Source organism: Peteryoungia wuzhouensis, from assembly GCF_003205195.1.
Lineage (GTDB): Bacteria > Pseudomonadota > Alphaproteobacteria > Rhizobiales > Rhizobiaceae > Allorhizobium > Allorhizobium wuzhouense.
Genome location: NZ_QJRY01000001.1, coordinates 775,355 through 798,116, shown reverse-complemented (window position 1 = coordinate 798,116; position 22,762 = coordinate 775,355). Strand labels below are relative to the sequence as shown.

The 22,762-nt window shown below is 59.2% G+C and carries 23 protein-coding genes; all 23 read left to right on the top strand.

What is annotated here, in order from left to right; translation table 11 throughout:
- The 23 genes from DMY87_RS03960 (at position 1) to DMY87_RS03850 (ending at position 22,747) form a co-directional block, all read left to right on the top strand.
- The gene (locus DMY87_RS03960) at positions 1 to 510 is read left to right on the top strand and encodes a flagellar basal body-associated FliL family protein (protein WP_110789952.1); all 510 of its coding nucleotides are present in this window, start codon (positions 1 to 3) and stop codon (positions 508 to 510) included.
- Positions 507 to 1,244, top strand: coding sequence for a flagellar type III secretion system pore protein FliP (fliP, locus tag DMY87_RS03955; protein WP_110789951.1), 738 nt, complete (start codon positions 507 to 509; stop codon positions 1,242 to 1,244). Before DMY87_RS03960 ends, fliP begins: the two co-directional genes overlap by 4 nt.
- Before the next feature lie 234 nt (positions 1,245 to 1,478).
- A complete protein-coding gene (locus tag DMY87_RS03950) occupies positions 1,479 to 2,693 on the top strand; it encodes a flagellin N-terminal helical domain-containing protein (RefSeq protein ID WP_110789950.1) in 1,215 nt (404 codons plus the stop codon).
- Positions 2,694 to 2,915: 222 nt separating this feature from the next.
- Entirely contained in the window at positions 2,916 to 4,130 is a 1,215-nt protein-coding gene (locus tag DMY87_RS03945; RefSeq protein ID WP_110789949.1) for a flagellin N-terminal helical domain-containing protein, read from the top strand.
- 276 nt (positions 4,131 to 4,406) lie between these two features.
- Positions 4,407 to 5,618 carry a flagellin gene (locus tag DMY87_RS03940; protein WP_110789948.1) on the top strand — a complete coding sequence of 404 codons (1,212 nt, stop codon included), beginning with the start codon at positions 4,407 to 4,409 and terminating at the stop codon, positions 5,616 to 5,618.
- A 276-nt stretch (positions 5,619 to 5,894) separates the two neighbouring features.
- Positions 5,895 to 6,863, top strand: coding sequence for a flagellin N-terminal helical domain-containing protein (locus tag DMY87_RS03935; RefSeq protein WP_110789947.1), 969 nt, complete (start codon positions 5,895 to 5,897; stop codon positions 6,861 to 6,863).
- A 264-nt stretch (positions 6,864 to 7,127) separates the two neighbouring features.
- Entirely contained in the window at positions 7,128 to 7,778 is a 651-nt protein-coding gene (locus DMY87_RS03930; RefSeq protein WP_110789946.1) for a FliH/SctL family protein, read from the top strand.
- Complete coding sequence (locus DMY87_RS03925; RefSeq protein ID WP_110789945.1) at positions 7,775 to 9,100, top strand: MotB family protein; 1,326 nt, start codon at positions 7,775 to 7,777, stop codon at positions 9,098 to 9,100. The genes DMY87_RS03930 and DMY87_RS03925 overlap by 4 nt, the downstream gene beginning before the upstream one ends.
- 3 nt (positions 9,101 to 9,103) lie before the next feature.
- On the top strand, positions 9,104 to 10,432 hold the full coding sequence (gene motC / locus DMY87_RS03920) for a chemotaxis protein MotC (RefSeq protein WP_110789944.1): 1,329 nt from the start codon (positions 9,104 to 9,106) through the stop codon (positions 10,430 to 10,432).
- A gap of 1 nt (position 10,433) precedes the next feature.
- On the top strand, positions 10,434 to 11,846 hold the full coding sequence (fliK, locus tag DMY87_RS03915) for a flagellar hook-length control protein FliK (protein ID WP_165826135.1): 1,413 nt from the start codon (positions 10,434 to 10,436) through the stop codon (positions 11,844 to 11,846).
- Entirely contained in the window at positions 11,770 to 12,351 is a 582-nt protein-coding gene (locus DMY87_RS03910) for a transglycosylase SLT domain-containing protein (protein WP_110789942.1), read from the top strand. The genes fliK and DMY87_RS03910 overlap by 77 nt, the downstream gene beginning before the upstream one ends.
- A 280-nt stretch (positions 12,352 to 12,631) precedes the next feature.
- On the top strand, positions 12,632 to 13,303 hold the full coding sequence (gene rem, locus DMY87_RS03905; protein ID WP_062276380.1) for a transcriptional activator Rem: 672 nt from the start codon (positions 12,632 to 12,634) through the stop codon (positions 13,301 to 13,303).
- A 131-nt stretch (positions 13,304 to 13,434) separates the two neighbouring features.
- Positions 13,435 to 14,640, top strand: a complete 1,206-nt coding sequence (locus DMY87_RS03900; RefSeq protein ID WP_110789941.1) for a flagellar hook protein FlgE — start codon at positions 13,435 to 13,437, stop codon at positions 14,638 to 14,640.
- A gap of 21 nt (positions 14,641 to 14,661) precedes the next feature.
- Positions 14,662 to 16,116 carry a flagellar hook-associated protein FlgK gene (gene flgK, locus DMY87_RS03895; RefSeq protein WP_110789940.1) on the top strand — a complete coding sequence of 485 codons (1,455 nt, stop codon included), beginning with the start codon at positions 14,662 to 14,664 and terminating at the stop codon, positions 16,114 to 16,116.
- Positions 16,117 to 16,122: 6 nt separating this feature from the next.
- Complete coding sequence (locus DMY87_RS03890; RefSeq protein WP_110789939.1) at positions 16,123 to 17,187, top strand: flagellar hook-associated family protein; 1,065 nt, start codon at positions 16,123 to 16,125, stop codon at positions 17,185 to 17,187.
- Between the two features lie 36 nt (positions 17,188 to 17,223).
- On the top strand, positions 17,224 to 17,571 hold the full coding sequence (gene flaF / locus DMY87_RS03885; protein ID WP_110789938.1) for a flagellar biosynthesis regulator FlaF: 348 nt from the start codon (positions 17,224 to 17,226) through the stop codon (positions 17,569 to 17,571).
- Positions 17,568 to 18,017, top strand: a complete 450-nt coding sequence (gene flbT / locus DMY87_RS03880) for a flagellar biosynthesis repressor FlbT (RefSeq protein ID WP_110789937.1) — start codon at positions 17,568 to 17,570, stop codon at positions 18,015 to 18,017. The genes flaF and flbT overlap by 4 nt, the downstream gene beginning before the upstream one ends.
- A complete protein-coding gene (flgD, locus tag DMY87_RS03875) occupies positions 18,008 to 18,469 on the top strand; it encodes a flagellar hook assembly protein FlgD (protein WP_110789936.1) in 462 nt (153 codons plus the stop codon). The genes flbT and flgD overlap by 10 nt, the downstream gene beginning before the upstream one ends.
- Positions 18,470 to 18,525: 56 nt before the next feature.
- Positions 18,526 to 18,792 carry a flagellar biosynthesis protein FliQ gene (gene fliQ, locus DMY87_RS03870; RefSeq protein WP_110789935.1) on the top strand — a complete coding sequence of 89 codons (267 nt, stop codon included), beginning with the start codon at positions 18,526 to 18,528 and terminating at the stop codon, positions 18,790 to 18,792.
- Positions 18,793 to 18,901: 109 nt separating this feature from the next.
- Entirely contained in the window at positions 18,902 to 20,989 is a 2,088-nt protein-coding gene (gene flhA / locus DMY87_RS03865; RefSeq protein ID WP_110789934.1) for a flagellar biosynthesis protein FlhA, read from the top strand.
- Entirely contained in the window at positions 20,986 to 21,735 is a 750-nt protein-coding gene (fliR, locus tag DMY87_RS03860) for a flagellar biosynthetic protein FliR (protein ID WP_110789933.1), read from the top strand. Before flhA ends, fliR begins: the two co-directional genes overlap by 4 nt.
- A gap of 13 nt (positions 21,736 to 21,748) precedes the next feature.
- The gene (locus DMY87_RS03855; protein ID WP_110789932.1) at positions 21,749 to 22,156 is read left to right on the top strand and encodes a hypothetical protein; all 408 of its coding nucleotides are present in this window, start codon (positions 21,749 to 21,751) and stop codon (positions 22,154 to 22,156) included.
- A 33-nt stretch (positions 22,157 to 22,189) separates the two neighbouring features.
- Positions 22,190 to 22,747, top strand: coding sequence for a rod-binding protein (locus tag DMY87_RS03850; protein ID WP_110789931.1), 558 nt, complete (start codon positions 22,190 to 22,192; stop codon positions 22,745 to 22,747).
- Positions 22,748 to 22,762 lie beyond the last annotated feature (15 nt).

Here is a 22,762-nt window from a genome sequence, read left to right as displayed (position 1 = left end):
ATGGAAGAAGGCCAGGAAGGCGAAGGCAAGAAGAAGTCGGGACTGATGGCGCTCGTCATCCCGCTCGTCGTGCTGACGGTCGTTGGCGGCGGCGGCGGCTGGGCGATCGGCACCATGCTGTCGCCGAAGGTCAAGCAGGCGAAGGAAGCTGTAGCCGCAGCCGAAGTGCCGGCCGGTCACGGCGAGGCGAAAAAGGAAGAGGGGCTTCCCCACGTTTCCACGGAAGCCAATGGCGTCGTTGCTCTGGAGCCCATCACGACGAATCTTGCCTACCCGTCGGAAAACTGGATCCGCGTCGAAGTTGCCCTGATGTTCAACGGGCCGCCCGACGTGAAGATCGCCGAGGATGTTCACCAAGACATCCTCGCGTATTTGCGCACGGTATCCCTGCAGCAGGTCGAGGGGCCACGGGGCTTTCAATATCTCAAGGATGACCTCCAGGAGCGTGTTGACCTGCGCTCGGAAGGGCGCGTATCGAAGGTGATGTTCAGAACCCTCGTGATCGAATGATTCGGCTTCTCACCCTCGTCGCCGTCTTGATGATGGCGCCGGAACTGGCTGTGGCCCAGCAGTTCCCGACCGAGATCTTCAACGCTCCGATCGACGGGTCGGTGGCGGCGTGGATCATCAGGACATTTGGACTGCTGACGGTGCTTTCGGTTGCACCGGGCATCCTGATCATGGTCACGAGTTTTCCGCGCTTCCTGATCGCCTTTTCGATCCTGCGCTCGGGCATGGGCCTCGCCACCACGCCCTCCAATATGATCCTGACCAGCATGGCGCTGTTCATGACCTTCTATGTCATGGCCCCGACCATGGACCAGGCCTGGACCAACGGGGCTCAGCCCCTGATGGCCAATCAGATCACGGAAGCGGAAGCGGTGGCGCGCATTGCCGAACCCTTCCGCACGTTCATGACCGCCAATACCCGCGACAAGGACTTGAAGCTCTTCGTCGACATTGCCAATGAGCGTGGCCAGGCGACGATTTCAGATGGCAAGGTCGACTACCGGGTCCTGGTTCCCGCCTTTATGCTGTCGGAGATCCGCCGCGGCTTCGAGATCGGCTTCCTGATCATCCTGCCCTTCCTCGTGATCGACATGGTTGTCGCCACCATCACCATGGCCATGGGTATGATGATGCTGCCGCCGACCTCGATTTCCTTGCCGTTCAAGATCCTCTTCTTCGTTCTGATCGATGGCTGGAATCTGCTCGTCGGAAGCCTGGTAAGATCCTTCGCCTGAATCCGGGCACCCTCGCCAAAATCGTTATTGCGCTGTTTACCATAGGCCCCGGAAGCATGAATGCGCTCGGTTGGCTTAAGGTCTTGGCAACATATGGCTGCGAGTTTGGAGCTCGCACGACGGATCTGGTAGCAACGAAAAATACCAAATGGCATGATGCCGAACGTCCGTGACCGGTAAGTTTTTTAGTCCGGTATGTCCCCGTTAGTACCTCGTTTTTAAGGGACAAATCCTATGGCCAGCATTCTGACCAACACCTCCGCAATGGCCGCTCTGTCGACCTTGCGTTCGATCTCTTCCAGCATGGAGGACACCCAGTCCCGTATCTCTTCGGGCCTCAAGGTCGGCTCGGCTTCCGACAACGCCGCCTACTGGTCTATCGCGACCACGATGAAGTCCGACAACCAGGCACTCGGCACAGTCCAGGACGCCCTCGGCCTCGGCGCCGCCAAGGTTGATACGGCTTATTCCGGCATGGATTCTGCGATCGAAGTCGTGAAGCAGATCAAGACCAAGCTCGTCGCTGCAACCGAAGACGGCGTCGACAAGACGAAGATCCAGGAAGAAATCACCCAGCTCCAGGCACAGCTCACTAGCATTGCCGAAGCTGCGTCCTTCTCCGGTGAGAACTGGCTGCAGGCCAAGGTGACGGGCGGTACTGCCGCCGACACCAACAAGAGTGTCGTTGCCTCCTTCGTTCGCGACGCTGCCGGCGTTTCGGTCAAGAAGGTCGACTACACCCTTTCGGCTACGAACGTGCTGTTCGACACCGGCGGCAACACCGGCCTGCTTGACCAGACCAGCAACATCGAGAACGACGGTGTTGTCGTCAACGTCAACATCAACGGCACCACGCAGTCATACAACGTTGCCAAGTACACCACCGCCCAGGTCATTGCCACCGCCGGCGTGACATTCGATGCCAGCGGCAACATCGCTGCCACGACGGCATCCGACGGTGCCGGTGCCGGTGTTGGTTTCGTTAAGGTTGCCGAGGATACGTGGGTTGCTGCGACTGAACAGAATCCTGCTGCCTCGACCGGCCAGGAAGCCTTCGCGAAGGAGGCTGCCACCACCCACGTCTGGCAGATCACCACCACAGCACTCGCCGCTTCGACCAATGCGACCTCTGTATCGGCTCTGTCGATTGGCGCCACGACCACCAAGACGCAGCTTACGGGCATGATCTCGCTGGTTGATTCCGCCTTGACCAAGATGACCAGTGCGGCTGCAAAGCTCGGCTCGATCTCCTCGCGTATCGACATGCAGTCGAGCTTCGTTTCCAGCCTTACTGATTCGCTCTCGAGCGGCATCGGCAAGTTGGTGGATGCCGACATGAACGAGGAATCGACTCGCCTCAAGGCTCTGCAGACCCAGCAGCAGCTCGCCATCCAGGCCTTGTCGATCGCGAACTCTGAGTCGCAGGGCGTTCTCCAGCTCTTCCGTTAAGCCTCCGACAGGCCCGAAACAGAGCAATAACACAGTCACCGCGCCTTTCGAGGCGCGGTTTTCTGGCGTTTAGAATGCGTTAACCAGTTTGCGTCTAGATAGGCACATGTAAACGACGGGTTAACCTTAAAACTTAACCGGTTGGCAAGCATGATGCTCTCCGTCGTTTCCCGGTAAATCCGGAATGTCCCTTCGAATTCAGCCATTAAGGGGCAAGAGCCTATGACAAGCATTCTGACCAACACTGCGGCCATGGCTGCTCTTTCGACCCTGCGCTCGATTTCTTCCAGCATGGAGGAAACGCAGGCCCACGTGTCCTCCGGCCTGCGCGTTGCGTCAGCGTCTGACAATGCTGCCTACTGGTCCATCGCCACCACAATGCGTTCGGATAACATGGCGCTAAGCGCCGTCCAGGACGCCCTCGGCCTCGGCGCCGCCAAGGTTGATACCGCCTATGCCGGCATGGAATCGGCCGTCGAAGTCGTCAAGCAGATCAAGGCCAAGCTGGTCGCTGCAACCGAAGATGGCGTCGACAAGACGAAGATTCAGGAAGAAATCACCCAGCTGCAGCAGCAGCTGGTCAGCATCTCGGAAGCGGCTTCCTTCTCCGGTGAGAACTGGCTGCAGGCCAAGCTAACGGGCGGTGCCGCCGCCGACACTGACAAGAGCGTTGTTGCCTCCTTCGTTCGCGACGCTGCCGGCGTTTCGGTCAAGAAGGTCGACTACACCCTTTCGGCAACCAACGTCCTGTTCGACACGAATGGCGACCTTGGCCTGCTTGATCAGACCACCAACATCGAGAACGACGGCGTTGTCGTCAACGTCAACATCAACGGCACCACGGGTCCATACAACGTTACCAAATACACCACTGCCGATGTCATTACTGCGGGTGCCGTTTTCGACGCCGGCGGCAATATCGCCGCCACGACGGCATCCGATGGTGCCGGTGCCGGTGTGGGCTTTGTCAAGGTTGCGGAGGACACATGGGTTGCTGCCACGGAGCAGAATCCGGGTGCCTCGACCGGCCAGGAAGCCTTCGCGAAGGAAGCAAACCCCAGCACCAACCTCTGGCAGATTACAACTACAGCACTTGCCCCTTCGACCAATGCGACCTCTGTTTCGGCTCTGTCGATTTCAGCGGCAACGACCGCGACCCAGCTGTCCGGCATGATCACTTTGGTGGACACTGCACTGAGCAAGATGACCAGTGCGGCTGCAAAGCTAGGCTCAATCAACTCGCGTATCGATTTGCAGACGAGCTTTGTCTCCAGCCTCACCGACTCGCTCGACAGCGGCATCGGTCGTCTGGTTGATGCAGACATGAATGAGGAATCGACCCGTCTCAAGGCTCTTCAGACCCAGCAATCGCTCGGTATCCAGGCCCTGTCGATCGCCAACTCCGCATCCGAAGGCGTTCTCCAGCTCTTCCGTTAAGCGCTGGCGAATATCCCCGCGACGACGGCTATTCCAGGACCGCGCCTTTCGAGGCGCGGTTTTTTGCGTCTGTGTCTCCTTGCCAAGCGCGACACCAGCGCAATTTATACGATCGCATTTAGTCATCCTTAATCAGTTTGCTCGTTAATGGGACCATCGAAACAGTGGGTTAACCTTAACCATTAGCCGGTTAGCAGGCATGACGCCTTCCGCTGTTCACCGGTGATATCCCGGAATGTCCCTTCCAAGTATTAGCCATTAAGGGGCACTAAAACCATGACAAGCATTCTGACGAACACAGCAGCTATGGCTGCTCTGTCAACGCTGCGCTCAATTTCCTCAAGCATGGAAGAAACGCAGGCGCACGTCTCCTCGGGCCTCAAGGTCGGCTCGGCTTCCGACAATGCTGCTTACTGGTCGATCGCTACCACCATGCGTTCGGACAACATGGCGCTTGGCACAGTCCAGGACGCCCTCGGCCTCGGCGCCGCCAAGGTTGACACCGCTTATTCCGGCATGGATTCGGCCATTGAAGTCGTCAAGCAGATCAAGACCAAACTGGTTGCTGCAACCGAAGACGGCGTCGACAAGACGAAGATCCAGGAAGAAATCACCCAGCTGCAGCAGCAGCTGGTCAGCATCTCGGAAGCCGCGTCCTTCTCCGGCGAGAATTGGCTGCAGACCAAGCTGACGGGCGGTACTGCCTCCGACACCAATAAGAGCGTCGTTGCCTCCTTCGTTCGCGACGCCGCCGGCGTTTCGGTCAAAAAGGTCGACTACACCCTTTCGGCAACGAATGTGCTGTTCGACACTGCTGGCAACACTGGTCTACTTGACCAGACCAGCAACATCGAGAACGATGGCGTTGTCGTCAACGTCAACATCAACGGCACCACGCAGTCATACAACGTTGCCAAGTACACCACCGAGCAGGTCATTGCTTCGGGCGCCACTTTCGACGCCAGCGGCAACATCGCTGCCACGACGGCATCTGACGGTGCCGGTGCCGGTGTCGGTTTCGTTAAGGTTGCCGAGGACACGTGGGTTGCTGCGACTGAACAGAATCCGGGCGCCTCGACCGGTCAGGAAGCCTTCGCGAAGGAAGCTGCTACCACCAACCTTTGGCAGATTACCACCACAGCACTCGCCGCTTCGACCAATGCGACCTCTGTATCGGCTCTGTCGATTGGCGCCACGACCACCAAGACACAGCTTACGGGCATGATCTCGCTGGTCGATAACGCCTTGACCAAGATGACCAGCGCTGCTGCAAAGCTCGGCTCGATCTCCTCGCGTATCGACATGCAGTCGAGCTTCGTTTCCAGCCTCACGGATTCGCTTTCGAGCGGCATCGGCAAGTTGGTGGATGCCGACATGAACGAGGAATCGACTCGTTTGAAGGCCCTGCAGACCCAGCAGTCGCTGGCGATCCAGGCCCTGTCGATCGCCAACTCGGCATCCGACGGCGTTCTCCAGCTCTTCCGTTAAGCGTTTCGCTGAACCAACAGCTCGCAATATTGCAGGCCGCGCTCCGAAAGGGCGCGGCTTGTTCGTTTTTGCCTTGCGCGAAACTTTTGGGCTTTCTCATTCTCAGCGATTTCGGGGTCGTCAGCCTTGCCTTCTCAGCATTACGCTTGTTAGATGACACCGTTAACGATTTGTTAACGGTGACGGGGGTTGCGCCGAGGCGCAGCCTGCATGATGCCCACCCGTCTCTGCCGACCTTCGTCGGATGCGCACGGATGTACGCTTGAGGGCACCAGCATGACCAGCATTATGACCAACGCAGCCGCCATGGCCGCGCTCCAGACGCTTCGCTCGATCGATACCAATCTCGAGACGACCCAGAGACGGGTTTCCTCGGGGTATCGCGTCGAAACCGCGTCGGACAATGCTGGCTACTGGTCGATCGCCACGACGATGCGCTCCGATAACGCCGCTCTGTCCACGGTTGCCGACGCGCTCGGTCTGGGTGCTGCGACCGTTGATACCGCTTACACGGCGCTCGACAACGTCATCAAGGTGATGTCGAGCATCAAGGCAAAGCTGGTTGCCGCCAGCGAGCCGGGCGTCGACAAGGAGAAGATCAACGAGGAAATGAAGCAGTTGAAGGACCAGCTCGTGTCCTCGGCGCAGTCAGCCTCCTTCTCCGGCGAGAACTGGCTCTACAACACCAATGTCAATCCGCTCGGTACCAAGCAGGTCGTGTCCTCCTTCATCCGCGGTGCCGACGGCTCCGTTCAGGTCACCACCCTCGACTTCGATACGCAAAACTCGGTCCTCATCGACACGGAAGATGCAAGCCGTGGCTTCCTCACCAAGGCCATCGATGCGGACGCGCTGTCCTCCACGCCGACGGGCACGGGCCGCGAATATTATCTGCTGAATGTCGGCTCGGTGATCCCCGTGACCGGCACAGAAATTGCGATCGATACATCAACGACGACGGCACAGCTCGATGACATGATCAGCGTCATCGATACCGTCATGGGTCAACTCACCGATTCGGCCGCCACGCTCGGCGCCATCACCAGCCGGATCGAAATGCAGGACAACTTCGTCTCCAATCTGATGGACGTGATCGACAAGGGTGTCGGTCGTCTGGTCGATGCCGACATGAACGAGGAATCGACCCGGCTGAAAGCGCTCCAGACCCAGCAGCAGCTCGGCATTCAGGCGCTCTCCATTGCCAATACCAGCGCCGAAAAACTCCTGACGCTCTTCAAGAACTGACGCGTGGTGAGCCTCATGCCGGCGTGGCTCTCCGCGCCGGCAATGCTGCGGCCGCAGAGCCTGCGGCGCCATTCATCTTCGCGCAAGTTTGACACCCTAGTTTCAAGCATTGTCCATGGCAGGAACCTGCCGAGAGTTGCGGCCCCGAAGCGAAAGCCGAATCCGGAAGATGAGAACACGTTCTGGCCCCGTAGATGTCGATGCCCCGCGCGCGCCTGAAGGTGCAGCCGGATCGAACCCTGTTGTCGGTGGGGGAGATCGCTGATGAGCATGCCTCTGGCCAGATATCTGAAGGACTTCTCCACGCCGTCGGCCCCGCCGCAACCGGTCGAGACCGCTTTTGGCGGTGGCATGGATGATTTCGAAATGGACTTTCCGGCCCTTCCAGAACCGGAACCCGAACCGGTCGACCTCGAAGCCCTTCGCCGAGCGGCCTATGCTGAGGGCCATGAGGCAGGTGAGCAGGCGGCAGTCGAGCGCCTCGAGGCGGAACGCCAGGCCTTGGAAGCGGCCCATGCGGACGCCTTGGCCGAGATTGAACAGCGGCTGCGCGACGAGTTCGCTGCGGCAATCGCCGAACAACTGCCCGAGGTTGTCAAGCGCCTGTCGATTTCCGTCAGCGAGCAGGTCGCTCATGCTCTGGCGCCGGTGATCGAGGAAGGCATCGTTGAGCGGGCGGTCGATGAATTGGCCGAACAACTCGAAGCGGCGATTTCGAGTGGCGAAGCCGGCACGATCCAGGTCAGGGGCCCCCGCGACCTATTTGAGAAACTCCTGTCTGAAATGCCCGATCACGCAGAAATGCTGCATCATGTCGATGGCACGGATTTGGATCTGACGGCTGAGTTCGGCGATACGGCGCTCGTGACCCGCATCTCCGCCTTCAGTGCGAGCCTGAAGAAAGTGCTGTCATGAGCGACGAGAACCACCACCACGGTAAGAACGAGATCATCATCGTCAAGCGCCACAAGGGCGACCACGATGGCGCTCATGGTGGCGCGTGGAAGATTGCCTATGCCGACTTCATGACCGCGATGATGGCCTTCTTCCTCGTCATGTGGCTCGTCAATGCCGCCAATGAGGAAACGAAGGCGTCGGTCGCCAGCTATTTCAATCCGATCAAGCTCTCGGACGAGAAGCCGACGGAAAAGGGTTTGAAGAAGCCGGTCGATCAGGCGGAGGGCGAACAGAAGAAAGAACGGTCGAAGGTCGAGGACGACGAAGACAGGGTCGGTTCCTCCGCAGCGACGGGTGAGGATCTGACGGCATCTTCGGGTGAAAACTCCAACTATTCGGAAGCCGATTTCTTCGAGAATCCCTATTCGGTTCTGGCCGAGATTGCCCAGGAAGTCGGTCAGCAGGCCAATGTCAGCGCCAAGGGCGAGGGTGGTGCCGCCGATTCCGGTCCCTCGACCGGTGCCCAGGGCGGTGAAGCCTATCGCGACCCGTTTGATCCGGACTTCTGGACCCAGCAGGTCCAGACGGCGAATGGTCCTGTCGGAAAGCCGACAGACGCGACGACGCCATCGGATCAGCAACAGCAGACTGCGGCGCAGCAGGCACAGGACCCATCGCAGCCGTCCACCGAACCGGAACAGCAGGTCGCCCTCGTGGTGCCCGGCCAGAAGCCGACGCCCGATGAGATGAAGCCCGAGAACCCGCAGGCGGAGTCCAAGCTTCCGGCTGCCGAGGGCGAACAGCCTGAGGATGGCAAGACCGAGGAGGCGAAACTCGCCGATCCTGCCCAGGCTCCGGCAGAGACCAAGGCGGAACTGGCAGCTGCCGCGCAGTTGAAGCATGACATCGAAGAGGCCATCGGTGGCACCGCCGGCAAGCTGGCAGAGGGGCTCATCGTCACACCCGCCGAAGGTGGCCTGCTCGTCACCATCAGCGATCAGAGTGATGCTGCGATGTTCAATGTCGGCTCCGCCGTGCCCCAGCGGGATATGGTTCTGGCGATGGAACGTATCGGCAAGCTCCTGCAGGACCGGCCTGGCCAGATCGTCATTCGCGGCCACACCGACGGCCGGCAGTTCAAGGGCACGGAAAACGACAACTGGCGCCTTTCGATGGCCCGCGCGCACAGCGCCTACTACATGCTGGTCCGCGGTGGCCTGAAGGAGGACCGCGTCGAACAGGTATCCGGCTTCGCCGACCGCCGTCTCCAGGTCCCTTCCGATCCGCTGGCCGACGCTAACAGACGTATCGAGATCCTGATCCAGGGGGAGCAGGGATAAATCATGGCGATCCGGCGGTTCTCCCTTGCTCTTCTGGCCTGCGCTGCGGCTGCCCTTTCGGGCGGCCTTGCGGCCTATGCCCAGAGCATGGACGATACCATCGAACCCTATCGAATGCTGCGCTCGCTGCAGTTCGTCCAGGATACCGTCGTGCGGGGAGATCATTCGGCCGCCGAGATGCAGCGGTTCATGCTGGGTGCCATCGACAAGCGGCTGCGCACGGCCGACCCGGCAATCTTCGCCGATCCCCGAAATGTCGATGCGGCTTTGATCTACGCCATGAGTGGCGGAAATCCGGCGACGCTGGAATTTCTGGTGGCCCGCGACGTTGACGGCAACTTCGACAACCGCATCGCGGACGCCTTGCGCAAATACTTGAGCGGCAAGGGCACGCTGATCGCCAAGACGCTTGGCGAGATGGTCACCGAATACAAAGATGCCGACATTGCCCCTTACCTGGCGCTGGTCGCGGGCAATGTCACGATCGCCAAGGATCCTGCGGGATCGCTGAAATTCTACGACTGGGCACGATTGACCGCCCCAGGAACAATCGTCGAGGAGGCGGCGCTGCGCCGTTCGCTCGCGGTCGCCGTCGATGCGAAGATCGTCGACAAGGCATCGGGCTACGCAAATCGCTACGCCCGCCGTTTCCTCTATTCGCCCTATGCAAGCCAGTTTGCCGATCTTTTCGTACGCTTCGTCGTCGAGCACTATGATGCCCTGAAACCGGAGGACATCGAAGCGACGCTTGGTTACATGGATGTGGACCGCCGTCGTGAGGTCTATCTGCGCATCGCTCGTCAGGCGGCGATCGCCGGGCGGCGTGACCTTGCCGTCATGGCGGCCACCCAGGCGCAGGCCTTGTCGGGCGATGGGGCCGGTGCAGACACCTTGGCCAAGCTCTATGGCAGCCTCGTCAGTATTCCCACCGAAAAGGTGGACGATGCCATGGCTGCCCTGATGGCGATCCCGGAAGAATCCCTGTCTCCCAAGGACCGTGCGTTGCGACAGGCCGCCGAGGCGGTCGCAAAGGAAGTGCTGCGAAAGCCACAGGGGCCGGCAACGTCCCCCCCGGTCGAGCAGCCCACCCCGGCTGCCGACACAGGTGTCGCCGCAGCAACGGTCGATCCGGAGCTTCAGGATCCCTTGGCGCCGTTGCCCCAGGCCAAGGCCGAGGCTGCAAAACCTGCAGACACCGCACCCGCGACCGTTCAGCCCGTGGCGGCAGATCCAAAAGCCCCCGCGATCGATCCGGAACTGCGCACCTTTGTCGATGCTGGGCGCTCCAAGCTCGATGCGATCGACGATCTTCTCAAGAAGGAAGGCCCCTGACATGTTGGATGCATTATCGGCTCCCCCAGTACCCGCGCCGGGCACGGTCGTAACGCAAACGGGGTCTGGCGCGCGAGCGGATCAGGCGCAGGACGGAAGCTTTTCGAAGGTCCTTTCGAATTCCGGGAACCAGGAGAAATCGGCCAGGCAGGGCGATCAGGAACAAGCGGCGAAGACCGATGACGGCGATGCCGGAAAGCCTGCGGTCGATGTTCGGTCGAAACGCCCGGTGATCGATATCTCGGAAAACCCGGCGGCCACCTCCGATGGGCCCTTGATCGACCTTGCCGACCTCTCCACGGACGAACTGGCTCGCCTTCTGGCGGCGGCGCGTTCCAAGACGAAGGAACCGGGGGCGGAAAACGAGAAGGTCAAAGATGGGACGTCCCACGCCGGCACCATGTCGAAAGCGGAACTCGCCAAGGCATTGGCGGGCTTGCGCGACAACAAGGCCGCCATGAATGGCGAGCCGGCGGCATCCGGCACTGCGGAGGAAGAAGCATCCGCCAGCACCAAGGAAGCCGATCTATCCGATGTCCTGCGCCTGCTCGCCGGAGCGCCACAACTGGATACGAAAGCTGACAAGACGGGTGATGGCGAGGACGCATCCAAGGCTCCAATTGAGCAAAAGGCGCATGTCATGCTGGCTGAGGCGGTTGCTGCCGCCGCAGGTGCGGCACCGGACGATGCTTCGACCTCGCAAGGCCAGGGCGGAGAACCGGACCGGACCTTCCGCGTGGTCAAGGCTGACGGCAAGGCACAGCCGATGATACTGCAGGGCGAGAGGGCCGGGCGTGGCGAAGACATGGGCGATGCAGCGCCGGTGGAGACGATCGCCGTGCTGGATGCGCGTCGTTTCATTGCTCCCGCCTCGACCAACAACGCTGCCTCGATCACCGCGGCCATGCTCGGCGACGGCGAATGGGTGAGCGCAATGTCGCCCGGCTCCGAACTCGCCAATGCAGCGTCCCAATCCGGTCACGGCAAGGTGGTGAATACCTTGAAGCTGCAGATGAGCCCGATCGAACTGGGCAGCGTCACGGCAACGCTGAGGCTTTCGGGTGAGGAACTGAGCGTCCAATTGACCGTGGACAATCCCGCAGCCCTGCGACAGCTGCAGAATGATACCAGCGATATTCTAAAGGGATTGCGTGCGCAGGGACTTACCGTTGACCACGTTCATGTCAACATGCAGGTCGCGTCAGCAGATCGCAGCGCCGATGCCGGCCAGAACAATACTCCAGGCCAGCAGCCTGGGCAGCAGGCCTTCCACTCGGGTGGCCAGGGCAGTGAAGGCCGCGCCCGGGGCGAAACCAACAGCAGCACGAGGATGGCCGATGAGAGACTGGTGCAGCAGACCGAGGTTCAGTCTTCTGACGCTCGTGGCGCTCGCCCTGGTCAGCTTTACCTCTGATGCCGAAGCGAGCACCGGCAGCTGCGAGACAGAGATCAGCGCCGCTGCCGCCAAATACGGCATTCCCGAAGGCATCCTCTATTCTGTCGGATTGACGGAGACGGGGCGAAAGGGAAGTCTTCAGGCCTATGCCCTAAATGTGGAGGGCAAAGCCTATTATTTCGACGGGCTTGAGGAGGCGTTGAACGCCTTCCAGAGAGCAAGGGATGGCGGTGCCAAGTTGATCGATGTTGGATGCATGCAGATCAACCAGCACTTCCACGGAGAGAATTTTACCTCTGTGCAGGCGATGTTTGACCCCCGGCGCAACGTCGAATATGCAGCACGCTTTCTGAGCAATCTGCACCAGCGACATGAAACCTGGACCATGGCTGTTGCCAGATATCATGCGGGACCGAACAACGACCCCGCGCAGAAGCGTTACGTGTGCCGCGTGATCGCCAATCTGGTCGCCACCGGCTATGGAAACTGGACGTCTTCCGCGCGACAATTTTGCGGTGAATAGCAACCCAAAATTGATTGACACGTGCCTTATGTGCGATTTGCCAAATGTGGCGACACTGCGTCGAAAAGTGGGAAAGCAAGAGCTTGCGCGAAGCTTGCGTTAACTTTTCCACTAAAAAATAGTGTGGCAATCACTGATAACCCACTATATCTAGTTCAAATCGGCACCAAATCCTTAATCAATTATTAATATCTGTCATTAAGTTTACCTAGTTGTCCCTGAATCGCACGATTCGTACCCATAGCCTATCGAAACACCACACTGATTCGGAGGCGGCTGAATGATCGTCGTGGTTGATGAGCGCGAGCTCGTGAAAGACGGATACACATCTTTATTTGGACGCGAGGGGATTCCTTCGACGGGTTTTGACCCGAGGGAGTTCGGGGAATGGGTCAATACGGCGGCCGATTCCGACATCGCAGCAGTCGAGGCTTTCCTGATCGGACAGGGTGAGGCGATGCTGGAACTGCCGCGGGCAATCCGCGACAGAACCCAGGCGCCGGTCATCGCTGTCAGCGATCAGCCCTCGCTTGAGGCGACGCTTGCACTGTTTGATTGCGGCGTCGACGACGTCGTGCGCAAGCCGGTGCATCCCCGGGAGATCCTGGCGCGGGCAGCGGCTATCCGCCGACGTCTGCGTGCTATTACGAACTTCACCGAGATCGGACCGATCAAGGTGTTCTCCGACGGTCGCGATCCCGAGATCGCCGGCGATGTCTTCCCGCTGCCGCGCCGCGAGCGCCGCATCCTGGAATATTTGGTCGCAAACCGCGGTCGCCGCGTCTCGAAGACCCAGATCTTCAACGCGATCTACGGCATCTTCGACGAAGAGGTCGAGGAAAACGTCGTCGAAAGCCATATCTCGAAGCTTCGCAAGAAGCTGCGCAAGAAGCTCGGTTTCGATCCGGTCGATTCCAAGCGCTTCCTTGGCTACTGCATCGATTGGAGCTGATCCGGCGCCCAAGCCGGATCCCCGCTGCGGCGGCTCTTGAGCGATTTTGCTTCAGAGCCGCAATGCCAGACAGCTTCACGCAAGGCCCACCTCATACCCTCTGAAATGACTACGGAAGCGAGGATTTTAATATGAGCCTTTATGGAACCATGCGAACGGGTGTCTCCGGCATGAATGCCCAGGCCAACCGCCTGGGTACGGTCGGCGACAACATCGCCAATTCCAGTACCGTCGGCTACAAAAAAGCCTCGGTGCAGTTCTCTTCGATGATTTTGCCGACCACTGACGGCGCCTACAATTCAGGCGGTGTAGAGACCGACGTTCGTTACTCGATCTCCACCCAGGGTACGTTCAGCTATACGACGTCGAAAACCGATCTGGCCATCAACGGCGCGGGTTTCTTCATCGTCAAGGGTGACGACGGAACCCCTTACATGACCCGTGCAGGCGCCTTTGTCCTTCAGGACGATGGCACGCTGAAAAACACGGCCGGCTATACGCTGCAGGGTTATGAATACGATTCAAACGCGGATCCGACCATCGTGGTCAACGGTTTCGACGGTCTTCAGAATGTGGACCTTTCGGGCTCCGGTATTTCTGCCGTTGCATCGACCACGGGCGTGTTGAACGTCAACCTTCCGAACGGTGCCGCCGTCGGCTTCGAGCAGAAGACATCGCTCAAGGTCTTCGACAGCCAGGGTTCGAGCCGTCTGGTCGAGTTCGTGTATAAGAAGGTGAACGCCAACGAGTGGACCGTAACGGCGACGGGTCCTGGTACACCCGCTGCGCTGCTCGGTCCCGAATCGCTGATATTCGACACAAACGGCAAGCTGACGGACCCAGCGACCGGCGAACTTACACTGGATGAGTTCGACATCGACGGTGCGGTAGTTCCTGAAATCAAGCTTCAGATTGGTGACACCACGCAGCTGGCGTCCGCCTTCTCCGTCGAGCGCGGCAATGTCAACGGCAACGCAGCCTCGAAGGTCAAGGGTTACGAGATCGACGACAAGGGCATTGTTTCGATCGCCTATCAGAATGGTGATCTGGTGCCGAAGTTCCGTGTGGCACTCGCCAGTGTGCAGAGCCCGGACAACCTCAATCCGGTGGCCGGCAACCTCTACACCCAGTCCAACGATTCCGGCGTCGTCATTCTCGGTTATGCCGGCTCCAGTGGCTTCGGCAAGATCATCTCCAGCGCCCTCGAAGACTCCAACGTGGACGTCGCAGAGGAACTGACGGCGATGATTGAGTCTCAGCGGAATTACACCGCAAACTCCAAGGTTTTCCAGACGGGCTCCGAGTTGATGGAAGTCCTGGTCAACCTGAAGAGATAATCGAAAGAGTAGGTTAGTCCTATGTCGCTTGCATCGTCGCTCAACACGGCCAATTCGATCTTCCGGAACACGTCCCAGCAGACGGCGGTGGTGTCCACCAACATCGCCAATGACGGGAACCAGAACTATGTTCGCCGGCAGCCGGTGGTGGTGCAGACGGTTTATGGCGCAACGACAACCCAGAACGAGCGGTCGCAGCAGACGGCGCTGCTGCGACAGCTTTCCTCCTCGACCTCCCAGGAGAGCGCCCAGACCACTCTTCTGGAGGGCTTGACCACGCTCTCCGATGCCCTCGGCGGCAATAAATACGAGCTGTCGACGTCGACCTATCTCGCAAACCTGCAGAGCAGTTTGCAGTCCTTTGCCGCCGCTCCGGGTGAATATGCACTCGCCTCGACCGTTGTCACAGACGCCATCGATGTGGTCAATTCCTTGAACAACTCGACGGCTGCTGTTCAGGATGTCCGCGAAAAGGCCGATGCGCAGATCGCGCAGCAAGTTGAATCGCTCAACAAGCTGCTGGCCGAATTCAAGACCGTGAACGATACGGTCGTCAGCATGACGGCGACCGGCGACGATCCGAGCAATTACCTTGACCGTCGCGATACCCTTCTCAAGGAAATTTCCGGCATTGTCGGTGTCAGTGTCAACATGCGCGAAAACAGCGACATGGTGCTCTATACCACCGACGGCACGACCCTGTTCGAGACCGATCCCCGCGAAGTTACGTTCACCCGGACTTACACTTACGATTCGACCGTCACCGGTAACCCCATCTACATCGACGGCACTCCCGTGCGCGCCGGAGTGGGCGGCAATACCGATGCCAATGGCTCCCTGGCCGCCCTCGTGCAGCTGAGGGACGAAGTTGCCCCAACGTTTCAAACCCAGCTTGATGAAGTGGCGCGCGGCCTGATCGAGGCCTTTGCCGAAACCGACGCTGGTGGTGTCAACGAGCTTCCGGGCCTTTTCACCTGGCCGGGCGGGACCGTACCGGCCACGGGCACCGTTCAGCCGGGACTTGCAGCTCTCATTCAGGTCAATCCGGCGGTGCGCTCCGATTCCGGCGGCGATCCGATGCGCATCCGTGACGGCGGGATCAACGGACCCGGTTATGTCCGCAACACCGACGGCGCATCCGGTTATACTGATCTGATCAACGCCTATGTGGATGCCCTGTCGGCAGAGCGGTCCTTTTCCGCAGATGCGGATCTTAAGACGACGGCGAGTATCCTGTCCTTCTCCAGCAACTCGATCGGTTGGCTCGAAGAGCTCCGTTCGAATGCAACGACGGCCAATGAAAACAAGACTGCGCTCTATGAGCGGACCTTCCAGACCTACTCGTCCAAGACGGCCGTCAATCTCGATGAGGAACTATCGCTACTGCTCGATGTAGAGCAGTCCTACAAGGCAGCAGCCAAGCTCGTGAGCACAGTCGACGAGATGCTGAAGGCCGTTCTCGAAATGGCGGGATGATCCCAAATGTCGACGTCTAGTGTATCCAACCTTTCTACCCAGACTTCTATGCGCCTGACAATTCGTCAGGCCCAGACAGAGTTGCTCAAGGCGCAGCAGGAAGTCAGCACCGGTTCCTATGCCGATGTCGGTGCGGAGCTTGGCAGCAAGACGTCCACCGTCGTTGATCTCAACCGCGAAAGCCTGCGGTTGACCTCTATGATCAGCAACAATTCGATCGCCACGCAAAGGCTCTCGGCTTCGCAGGAAGCCCTGAACCAGATTGCCAAAGCGGCCGAGGAAATGAACACGTCACTGATCACGATCGCAGGCGCTTCCAACAGCGACACGATCAATACGACCGTGATGACCGTGAAGAACTCGCTCTCGACCATGGTAAGCATGGCCAATCAGTCGGCCAATGGCGAATTCCTCTTTGCCGGCATCAACACAGACGTGCAGCCGTTGGCAGAGTATACGCCAACTTCAGACGCCAAATTGGCCTTTGATGCCGCCTTCACCGGCTATTTCGGCTTTCCGCCGACCGACAAGGCTGGCGCGGCGACGATCGTGGCCAAGGGCGCAGCGCCGAGCATGCAGGACTTCATCTCGTCGACGCTTGAGCCGATGTATTCGGGCGCTGCCTGGAATGCCGACTGGTCGCGTGCCACCGACACGGTGATGACGAGCCGCATAACCCAATCTGAAACAGTCAACTCCTCGGCCTCTGCCAACGAAAATGGCTTCCGCTACTTCGCTCTGGCATCGGTCATCACGCAGGAATTGCTGCAGATCGGCGCCCCGGCCAATGCCGTCTCCGCAGCCGTCGATGCGGCTATCGGCTATACCGGCAAAGCAATTACCGGGGTAAACGCGACCCGGACGGGCCTCGGCCTTTCCGAAAACCGGATCCAGAAGGCGGATGCGTCTCTGCAGATCCAGGTCGACATCATAGAGACCAGCCTTTCCAGCAAGATCGAGGTCGATGCGTACGAAGCATCGACGCGCGTTAACAGTTTGCTGTCCATGGTGGAAGCATCTTACAAACTGACCTCCAAGATCCAGGGGCTGAGCCTTGTCAATTACCTTTGATGAGCAAAGGGTGAAATGAAACTGAAGGGCAACTGAATGTACCAGTTCTCATACGCCGAAATCATGGAAGATGGCGTTGCCGATGCGAAGGAGCGCGAACGCCAGGCCCTTGATCGTTGCATCCAGCTTCTGAGCGCCGCTCGCGACAAAAGCGGTTACGGGCGAGAGGCGATCGAAGCGTTGTATTATACCCGGCGGGTGTGGGTCCGTCTGATCGAGGACCTGCAGAACCCCGAAAATCAGTTGGACGATGACATCCGCGCCAATCTGATCTCCATAGCCATTTGGATACTGAAGGAATGCGACCGGATCCGGAAGCGCCAGTCTGAAAATTTCCAGGGCATCATCGACGTGACAACCATCATCAGGGATGGACTTAAATGAAGAGCACTTTGCGCATCTCGCTCAAGTCGGGCGAACGTATTTTCATCAACGGAGCGGTTCTGCGCGTCGACCGCAAGGTGGCTCTCGAATTTCTCAACGACGTGACATTCCTGCTGGAAAACCACGTCCTTCAGCCCGAGCAGGCAACGACCCCGTTGCGGCAGCTTTATTTCATCGCGCAGATGATGCTGATCAACCCGGAGGGCAAGGACCAGTCTCTGGCCATGTTCCGCAAGTCGGTCATCATGCTGCTCACATGCTTCGAAAACGAGGAAATCCTCGCCGAACTCAAGCGGATTGACGGCATGGTATCGTCTGGCCGCGCGTTTGATGCGCTGAAGGCGATCCGTTCGCTCTATCCGATCGAGGACAAGATCCTCAACAACCAGGAAATGGCACCGGCAACGATCGAACAGATCCGCAAGGAAATTGCGCCATGGCGGTAGATCCGGTCACGGGTTCGAACACAGGCACCAGCACGCAGGAGACTGCGTCCGCTGCAAAGAAGCCCGCCTCGGCGTCTGCCAAGGCTTCGCTGGACTATGACAACTTTCTAAAGTTGCTCATCGCCCAGATGAAGAACCAGGATCCGACCGATCCGATGAAGGCCAGCGAGCAGATCGCCCAGCTGGCGACATTCTCCCAGGTCGAGCAGACGATCCAGACCAACACGAACCTTCAGACGCTGATCCAGGGCAATGCCCTGACCAACGCCTCCTCCTACATCGGCAAGACGATCACCAGCGCCGATGAATCGATCTCGGGCATTGTTGCCTCGGTTCGTGTCTACTCCGACACGATGGTCGCCACGACGACGGAAGGCAAGGAAATCCCGATCGGCGTTGGTGTTCGTGTGGGAACAAAGCCCGCTCCTCCGCCGGCGACGACTGGCTCTTAAAATGCTACGCCTTCGGGAGTGGAGGGCATGATTCGCCGCTCCGGAAGGATACTGCCATGAATGAAGCAGATGCCCTGGACATCATGCAATCGGCAATCTGGACGATTCTGATCGCGTCCGGACCGGCTGTTGCCGCCGGTATGATCGTCGGTATCGTCATCGCCCTGATTCAGGCGCTGACCCAGGTCCAGGAAATGACGCTGACCTTCGTGCCGAAGATCCTGGCCATCATGATCACCATCGGTATATCCGCTCCCTTCGTCGGGGCGCAGATTTCCCTCTTTGCCAATCTGGTATTCTCACGGGTGCAATCCGGCTTCTGACGGCCTCCAAGGTTGACACCCTCGCGCAAGCTTCGACCTCTATCCCTCGTCTGCAGACTGCCAGAGATATGATCCTCTGGCCGACTTCTCATGAAGAGATGGAACAGACATGGCGCAACCACCTGCACTCGTGATTCCGAAAGTCAGTCCCAGCGGGCGCGATATCGGCTTTGCCCTTGGCATCGTCCTCATCCTCTGCATTCTCTTCCTGCCCATTCCGCCGTTCCTGATCGATCTCGGTCTGGCCTTCTCGATCGCCTTCTCCGTGCTGATCCTGATGGTCTCGCTGTGGATCCAGCGGCCACTCGATTTCTCGTCCTTCCCCACCATTCTGCTGATCGCGACGATGATCCGCCTGTCGCTCAACATTGCGACGACGCGTGTCATTCTGTCCCATGGTCATGAGGGACACGGCGCAGCAGGTGGCGTCATCGCCGGCTTCTCGAACCTCGTGATGGGCGGCGACTTCGTCATCGGTCTCATCGTCTTCATGATCCTGATCACGGTGAACTTCATCGTCATCACCAAGGGTGCGACGCGTATCGCCGAAGTTGGCGCGCGCTTCACCCTCGATGCCATCCCCGGCAAGCAGATGTCGATCGACGCCGACCTGTCGGCCGGCATCATCGATGAGCGCGAAGCCCAGCATCGCCGCCGCGAACTGGAGCAGGAAAGCTCGTTCTTCGGGGCTATGGACGGTGCGTCCAAGTTCGTCCGTGGCGATGCGATCGCCGGCCTGATCATTACGGCCATCAACGTCTTCGGCGGCATCATCATTGGCTATTTCCGCCATGGCATGGAAATCGGTCAGGCGGCCGACGTCTTCGTCAAGCTTTCCGTTGGTGACGGTATCGTTTCCCAGGTTCCGGCCCTGATCGTCTCGCTGGCTGCGGGCCTTCTCGTCTCGCGCGGCGGCACTCCCGGCTCGACCGACCAGGCCGTCGTCAACCAGCTGAGCGGCTACCCCCGCGCACTCTCCGTCGCGGCCGCTCTGATGTGCTCGCTGGCGCTCGTTCCGGGTCTGCCCTTCATCCCCTTCATGACCCTTGGCGGTCTCATGGCCTTCGGCGCCTGGTTCATCCCGCGCCAGGTCGAGGCTGAAAACAAGCTCAAGCGCGACCAGGAAGAGAAGAAGGTCATCCAGAGCAAGGAAGCCGAAAAGGACTCGGTCAAGTCTGTGCTCAAGACCGCCGAAATCGAACTGGCGCTTGGCAAGCTCGTCTCGACGCGCCTGCTCGGCGCGCATCAGGAACTCGCCTTCCGTGTCGGCAAGATGCGCAAGAAATTCGCCAGCCAGTACGGGTTCGTCGTCCCCGAAATCAAGGTGACCGACGATATCGCCATCCCTGAGAAGTCCTACCAGATCCGAATCCACGGGACGACGATTGCCTCGAACAATCTGCGTGTCGGCGAAGTCCTCGTTGTTACCGGCTCCGGTCGCAAGCCGAATGTTCCGGGCGACGATATCCGCGAGCCCGCTTTCGGCATGCCGGCCGTTTCGGTTCTGGAAACCTTCACCGAGGAACTGAAGCGCGAGGGCTTCCATCCGATCGACAACGTCTCCGTGGTGTTGACCCACGTCAGCGAAGTCATCCGAAACAATCTGCCGCAGCTTCTGTCCTACAAGGACGTGAAGATCCTCATCGATCGCCTCGACCCAGAATACAAGAAGCTGGCCGACGAGATCTGCTCGTCGCACATGTCCTATTCGGGCCTGCAGGCGGTGTTGAAGCTGCTCCTGGCCGAGCGCGTGTCGATCCGCAACCTGCACCTGATTCTCGAGGCGGTTGCGGAACTGGCCCCGCATGTACGCAAGACCGAGCAGATCGTCGAACACGTGCGCGTGCGCATGGCCCAGCAGCTGTGCGGCGACCTGACGGACAACGGCGTCTTGCGTGTTCTGCGCCTTGGTTCCAAATGGGATCTCGTCTTCCACCAGGCGCTCAAGCGCGATGCCAAGGGCGAAATTGTCGAGTTCGATATCGATCCGCGCAATCTCGAGGAGTTTTCTGAACAGGCGAGCAGCGTAATCCGTGAATTCATGGATCGCGGGTTGCCCTTCGTTCTTGTAACCTCGCCGGAAACGCGCTCCTATGTTCGTATGATCATCGAACGACTCTTTGCCACCCTGCCGGTTCTCTCGCATGTCGAACTGGCCAAGGGCATCGAGATCAAGATTCTGGGCTCGATTTCATGATATCCGACCCGCAGGGGACTGTTCTGGTGCTGTTTGCGGTCTTCTGCCGTATCGGTGCCTGCTTCATGACCCTGCCGGGCTTCTCTTCTGCCCGCATCTCCGCCACGACCCGGCTCTTTCTCGCCATGTCGGTCTCTATGGCGATGATGCCTCTGCTCTTCGACAGCATCTATCCACGTGTTGCCAGTGGCGGTGCGCCGCTCATTCCGGTCTTGATGGCGGAACTGATGATCGGCCTGATGTACGGTCTCGTGCCGCGCTTTTATGTGCTTGGCCTGCAGTTCGCCGGCACGGCGATCTCCATGTCCATCGGCCTCAGCTCTCCGGGCGGCGGAGACGTGCTGGAAGACACCAGTGAAACCCAGCTGACCAACCTGCTGAGCTTTGCCGGCCTTCTCGTGCTCTTCCTGCTCGATTTCCATCACATCGTGTTCAGGGCCCTGATGGAGTCCTATTCGGTGATGCCGCTCGGCGGCATGCCGGGCAGCCAGAAGATGCTGATCACGCTGACCGATACCCTGTCCCAGACCTTCGTGCTGATGCTGCGGCTGTCCAGTCCCTTTCTGATCTTCGGTCTGATGTTCAACTTTGCCGTAGGTCTTGTGAACAAGCTCGCACCGCAGGTTCCGATTTTCTACATCTCCACGCCGTATCTTCTGATCGGCGGCCTGATTCTGATCTATTTCACCATCGCGGCAATGGTCATGCAGTTCGGCCGCTATTTCCCGATGATCTTCAATTTCTAAGGACGACGCGACGATGGCGCAGAAGAAATCGGACAAGCTGAAACGTCTCGTCGCGGTGCAGCGGCACATGGAGCGGATGGCCGAAAGTGATCTCGGCATTACCGCGCAGCGCATCGAGGAAAATGCCCGCTCGATGGACATGGTGATGGAGGCGATCGGCTCGCTCGACCCGCTCCACCGTCTTTTCGCGCAGAACTACGCCGATCGCTTCGACCGCCTGTCCAATACCGATAAGCAGTTGCACAGCCTGCAGCAGGTCCAGGAAATGAAGCTGATGCGCGAGCGCGCCAAAGGCGATCGCCTGGAAGAAAACCGCAAGGAAGCCCGGGCGCATGAAGAGCGTGCGGCCGATGACGACGCCATCTACGATCTGATCGACATCCGTTTTGGCACACCAGCCTCCAGCAAGCTTGGAGAGTGATAGTCGCCTCGAACATAAATCGAGGATGTCATCGTGGCCATTTCACCTCCGAGCGATCTCGTGCTGGACGTTGTCCGTGCGGCAGATCCGTCCCAAGTTGCCGCTGCCCAGGCGCAGATGAAGACCAACCGTGCCAATTTTCTCGCGACCAGCCTGGCCGAAAAGGGCGCGGGTTTCGGGGCAACGGTCGATATTCTCAACCGCACGACCAATGCGGCCCGCCTTGAAGCGACGGCCGAGACGAATGACAAGCCCGGCGAAGTTCCGAAGGTGTATCGCGACTTTGAGGCGGTTTATCTGACCAATTTCGTCCAGACCATGCTGCCAAGCGACAGCGAGGAAGTCTATGGCAAGGGCAATGCAGGCGAGATGTGGAAGAGCATGATGGCCGAGCAGATGGGCTCTGTCCTCTCTGAATCCGGTGGCGTCGGCATCGCCAAGCAGATGTACAGCGAGGCTTTGCAGCGCACCCGTGGAGAAGACACGGTGAACGCGAGGACCGATGAGGCACAGCGTACGACTGCGCTGAACTGGGTGACCGACCTTGAGCGGCGCACCCTTGGCGCCGGCGCTGAAAGCCAGAAACCTTAAAAATCAAAAACAAGG

Bases quoted from the DNA above. Each gene is read 5' to 3' on its own strand.
- flbT (WP_110789937.1), top strand. From the start codon at position 17,568: ATGAAGAGCACTTTGCGCATCTCGCTCAAGTCGGGCGAACGTATTTTC.
- DMY87_RS03900 (WP_110789941.1), top strand. From the start codon at position 13,435: ATGAGCCTTTATGGAACCATGCGAACGGGTGTCTCCGGCATGAATGCC.
- DMY87_RS03935 (WP_110789947.1), top strand. From the start codon at position 5,895: ATGACCAGCATTATGACCAACGCAGCCGCCATGGCCGCGCTCCAGACG.
- DMY87_RS03925 (WP_110789945.1), top strand. From the start codon at position 7,775: ATGAGCGACGAGAACCACCACCACGGTAAGAACGAGATCATCATCGTC.
- fliK (WP_165826135.1), top strand. From the start codon at position 10,434: ATGTTGGATGCATTATCGGCTCCCCCAGTACCCGCGCCGGGCACGGTC.
- flgD (WP_110789936.1), top strand. From the start codon at position 18,008: ATGGCGGTAGATCCGGTCACGGGTTCGAACACAGGCACCAGCACGCAG.
- fliR (WP_110789933.1), top strand. From the start codon at position 20,986: ATGATATCCGACCCGCAGGGGACTGTTCTGGTGCTGTTTGCGGTCTTC.
- DMY87_RS03890 (WP_110789939.1), top strand. From the start codon at position 16,123: ATGTCGACGTCTAGTGTATCCAACCTTTCTACCCAGACTTCTATGCGC.
- rem (WP_062276380.1), top strand. From the start codon at position 12,632: ATGATCGTCGTGGTTGATGAGCGCGAGCTCGTGAAAGACGGATACACA.
- DMY87_RS03960 (WP_110789952.1), top strand. From the start codon at position 1: ATGGAAGAAGGCCAGGAAGGCGAAGGCAAGAAGAAGTCGGGACTGATG.
- motC (WP_110789944.1), top strand. From the start codon at position 9,104: ATGGCGATCCGGCGGTTCTCCCTTGCTCTTCTGGCCTGCGCTGCGGCT.
- DMY87_RS03950 (WP_110789950.1), top strand. From the start codon at position 1,479: ATGGCCAGCATTCTGACCAACACCTCCGCAATGGCCGCTCTGTCGACC.
- DMY87_RS03855 (WP_110789932.1), top strand. From the start codon at position 21,749: ATGGCGCAGAAGAAATCGGACAAGCTGAAACGTCTCGTCGCGGTGCAG.
- DMY87_RS03945 (WP_110789949.1), top strand. From the start codon at position 2,916: ATGACAAGCATTCTGACCAACACTGCGGCCATGGCTGCTCTTTCGACC.
- DMY87_RS03940 (WP_110789948.1), top strand. From the start codon at position 4,407: ATGACAAGCATTCTGACGAACACAGCAGCTATGGCTGCTCTGTCAACG.
- fliQ (WP_110789935.1), top strand. From the start codon at position 18,526: ATGAATGAAGCAGATGCCCTGGACATCATGCAATCGGCAATCTGGACG.
- DMY87_RS03910 (WP_110789942.1), top strand. From the start codon at position 11,770: ATGAGAGACTGGTGCAGCAGACCGAGGTTCAGTCTTCTGACGCTCGTG.
- flaF (WP_110789938.1), top strand. From the start codon at position 17,224: ATGTACCAGTTCTCATACGCCGAAATCATGGAAGATGGCGTTGCCGAT.
- flgK (WP_110789940.1), top strand. From the start codon at position 14,662: ATGTCGCTTGCATCGTCGCTCAACACGGCCAATTCGATCTTCCGGAAC.
- DMY87_RS03930 (WP_110789946.1), top strand. From the start codon at position 7,128: ATGAGCATGCCTCTGGCCAGATATCTGAAGGACTTCTCCACGCCGTCG.
- fliP (WP_110789951.1), top strand. From the start codon at position 507: ATGATTCGGCTTCTCACCCTCGTCGCCGTCTTGATGATGGCGCCGGAA.
- flhA (WP_110789934.1), top strand. From the start codon at position 18,902: ATGGCGCAACCACCTGCACTCGTGATTCCGAAAGTCAGTCCCAGCGGG.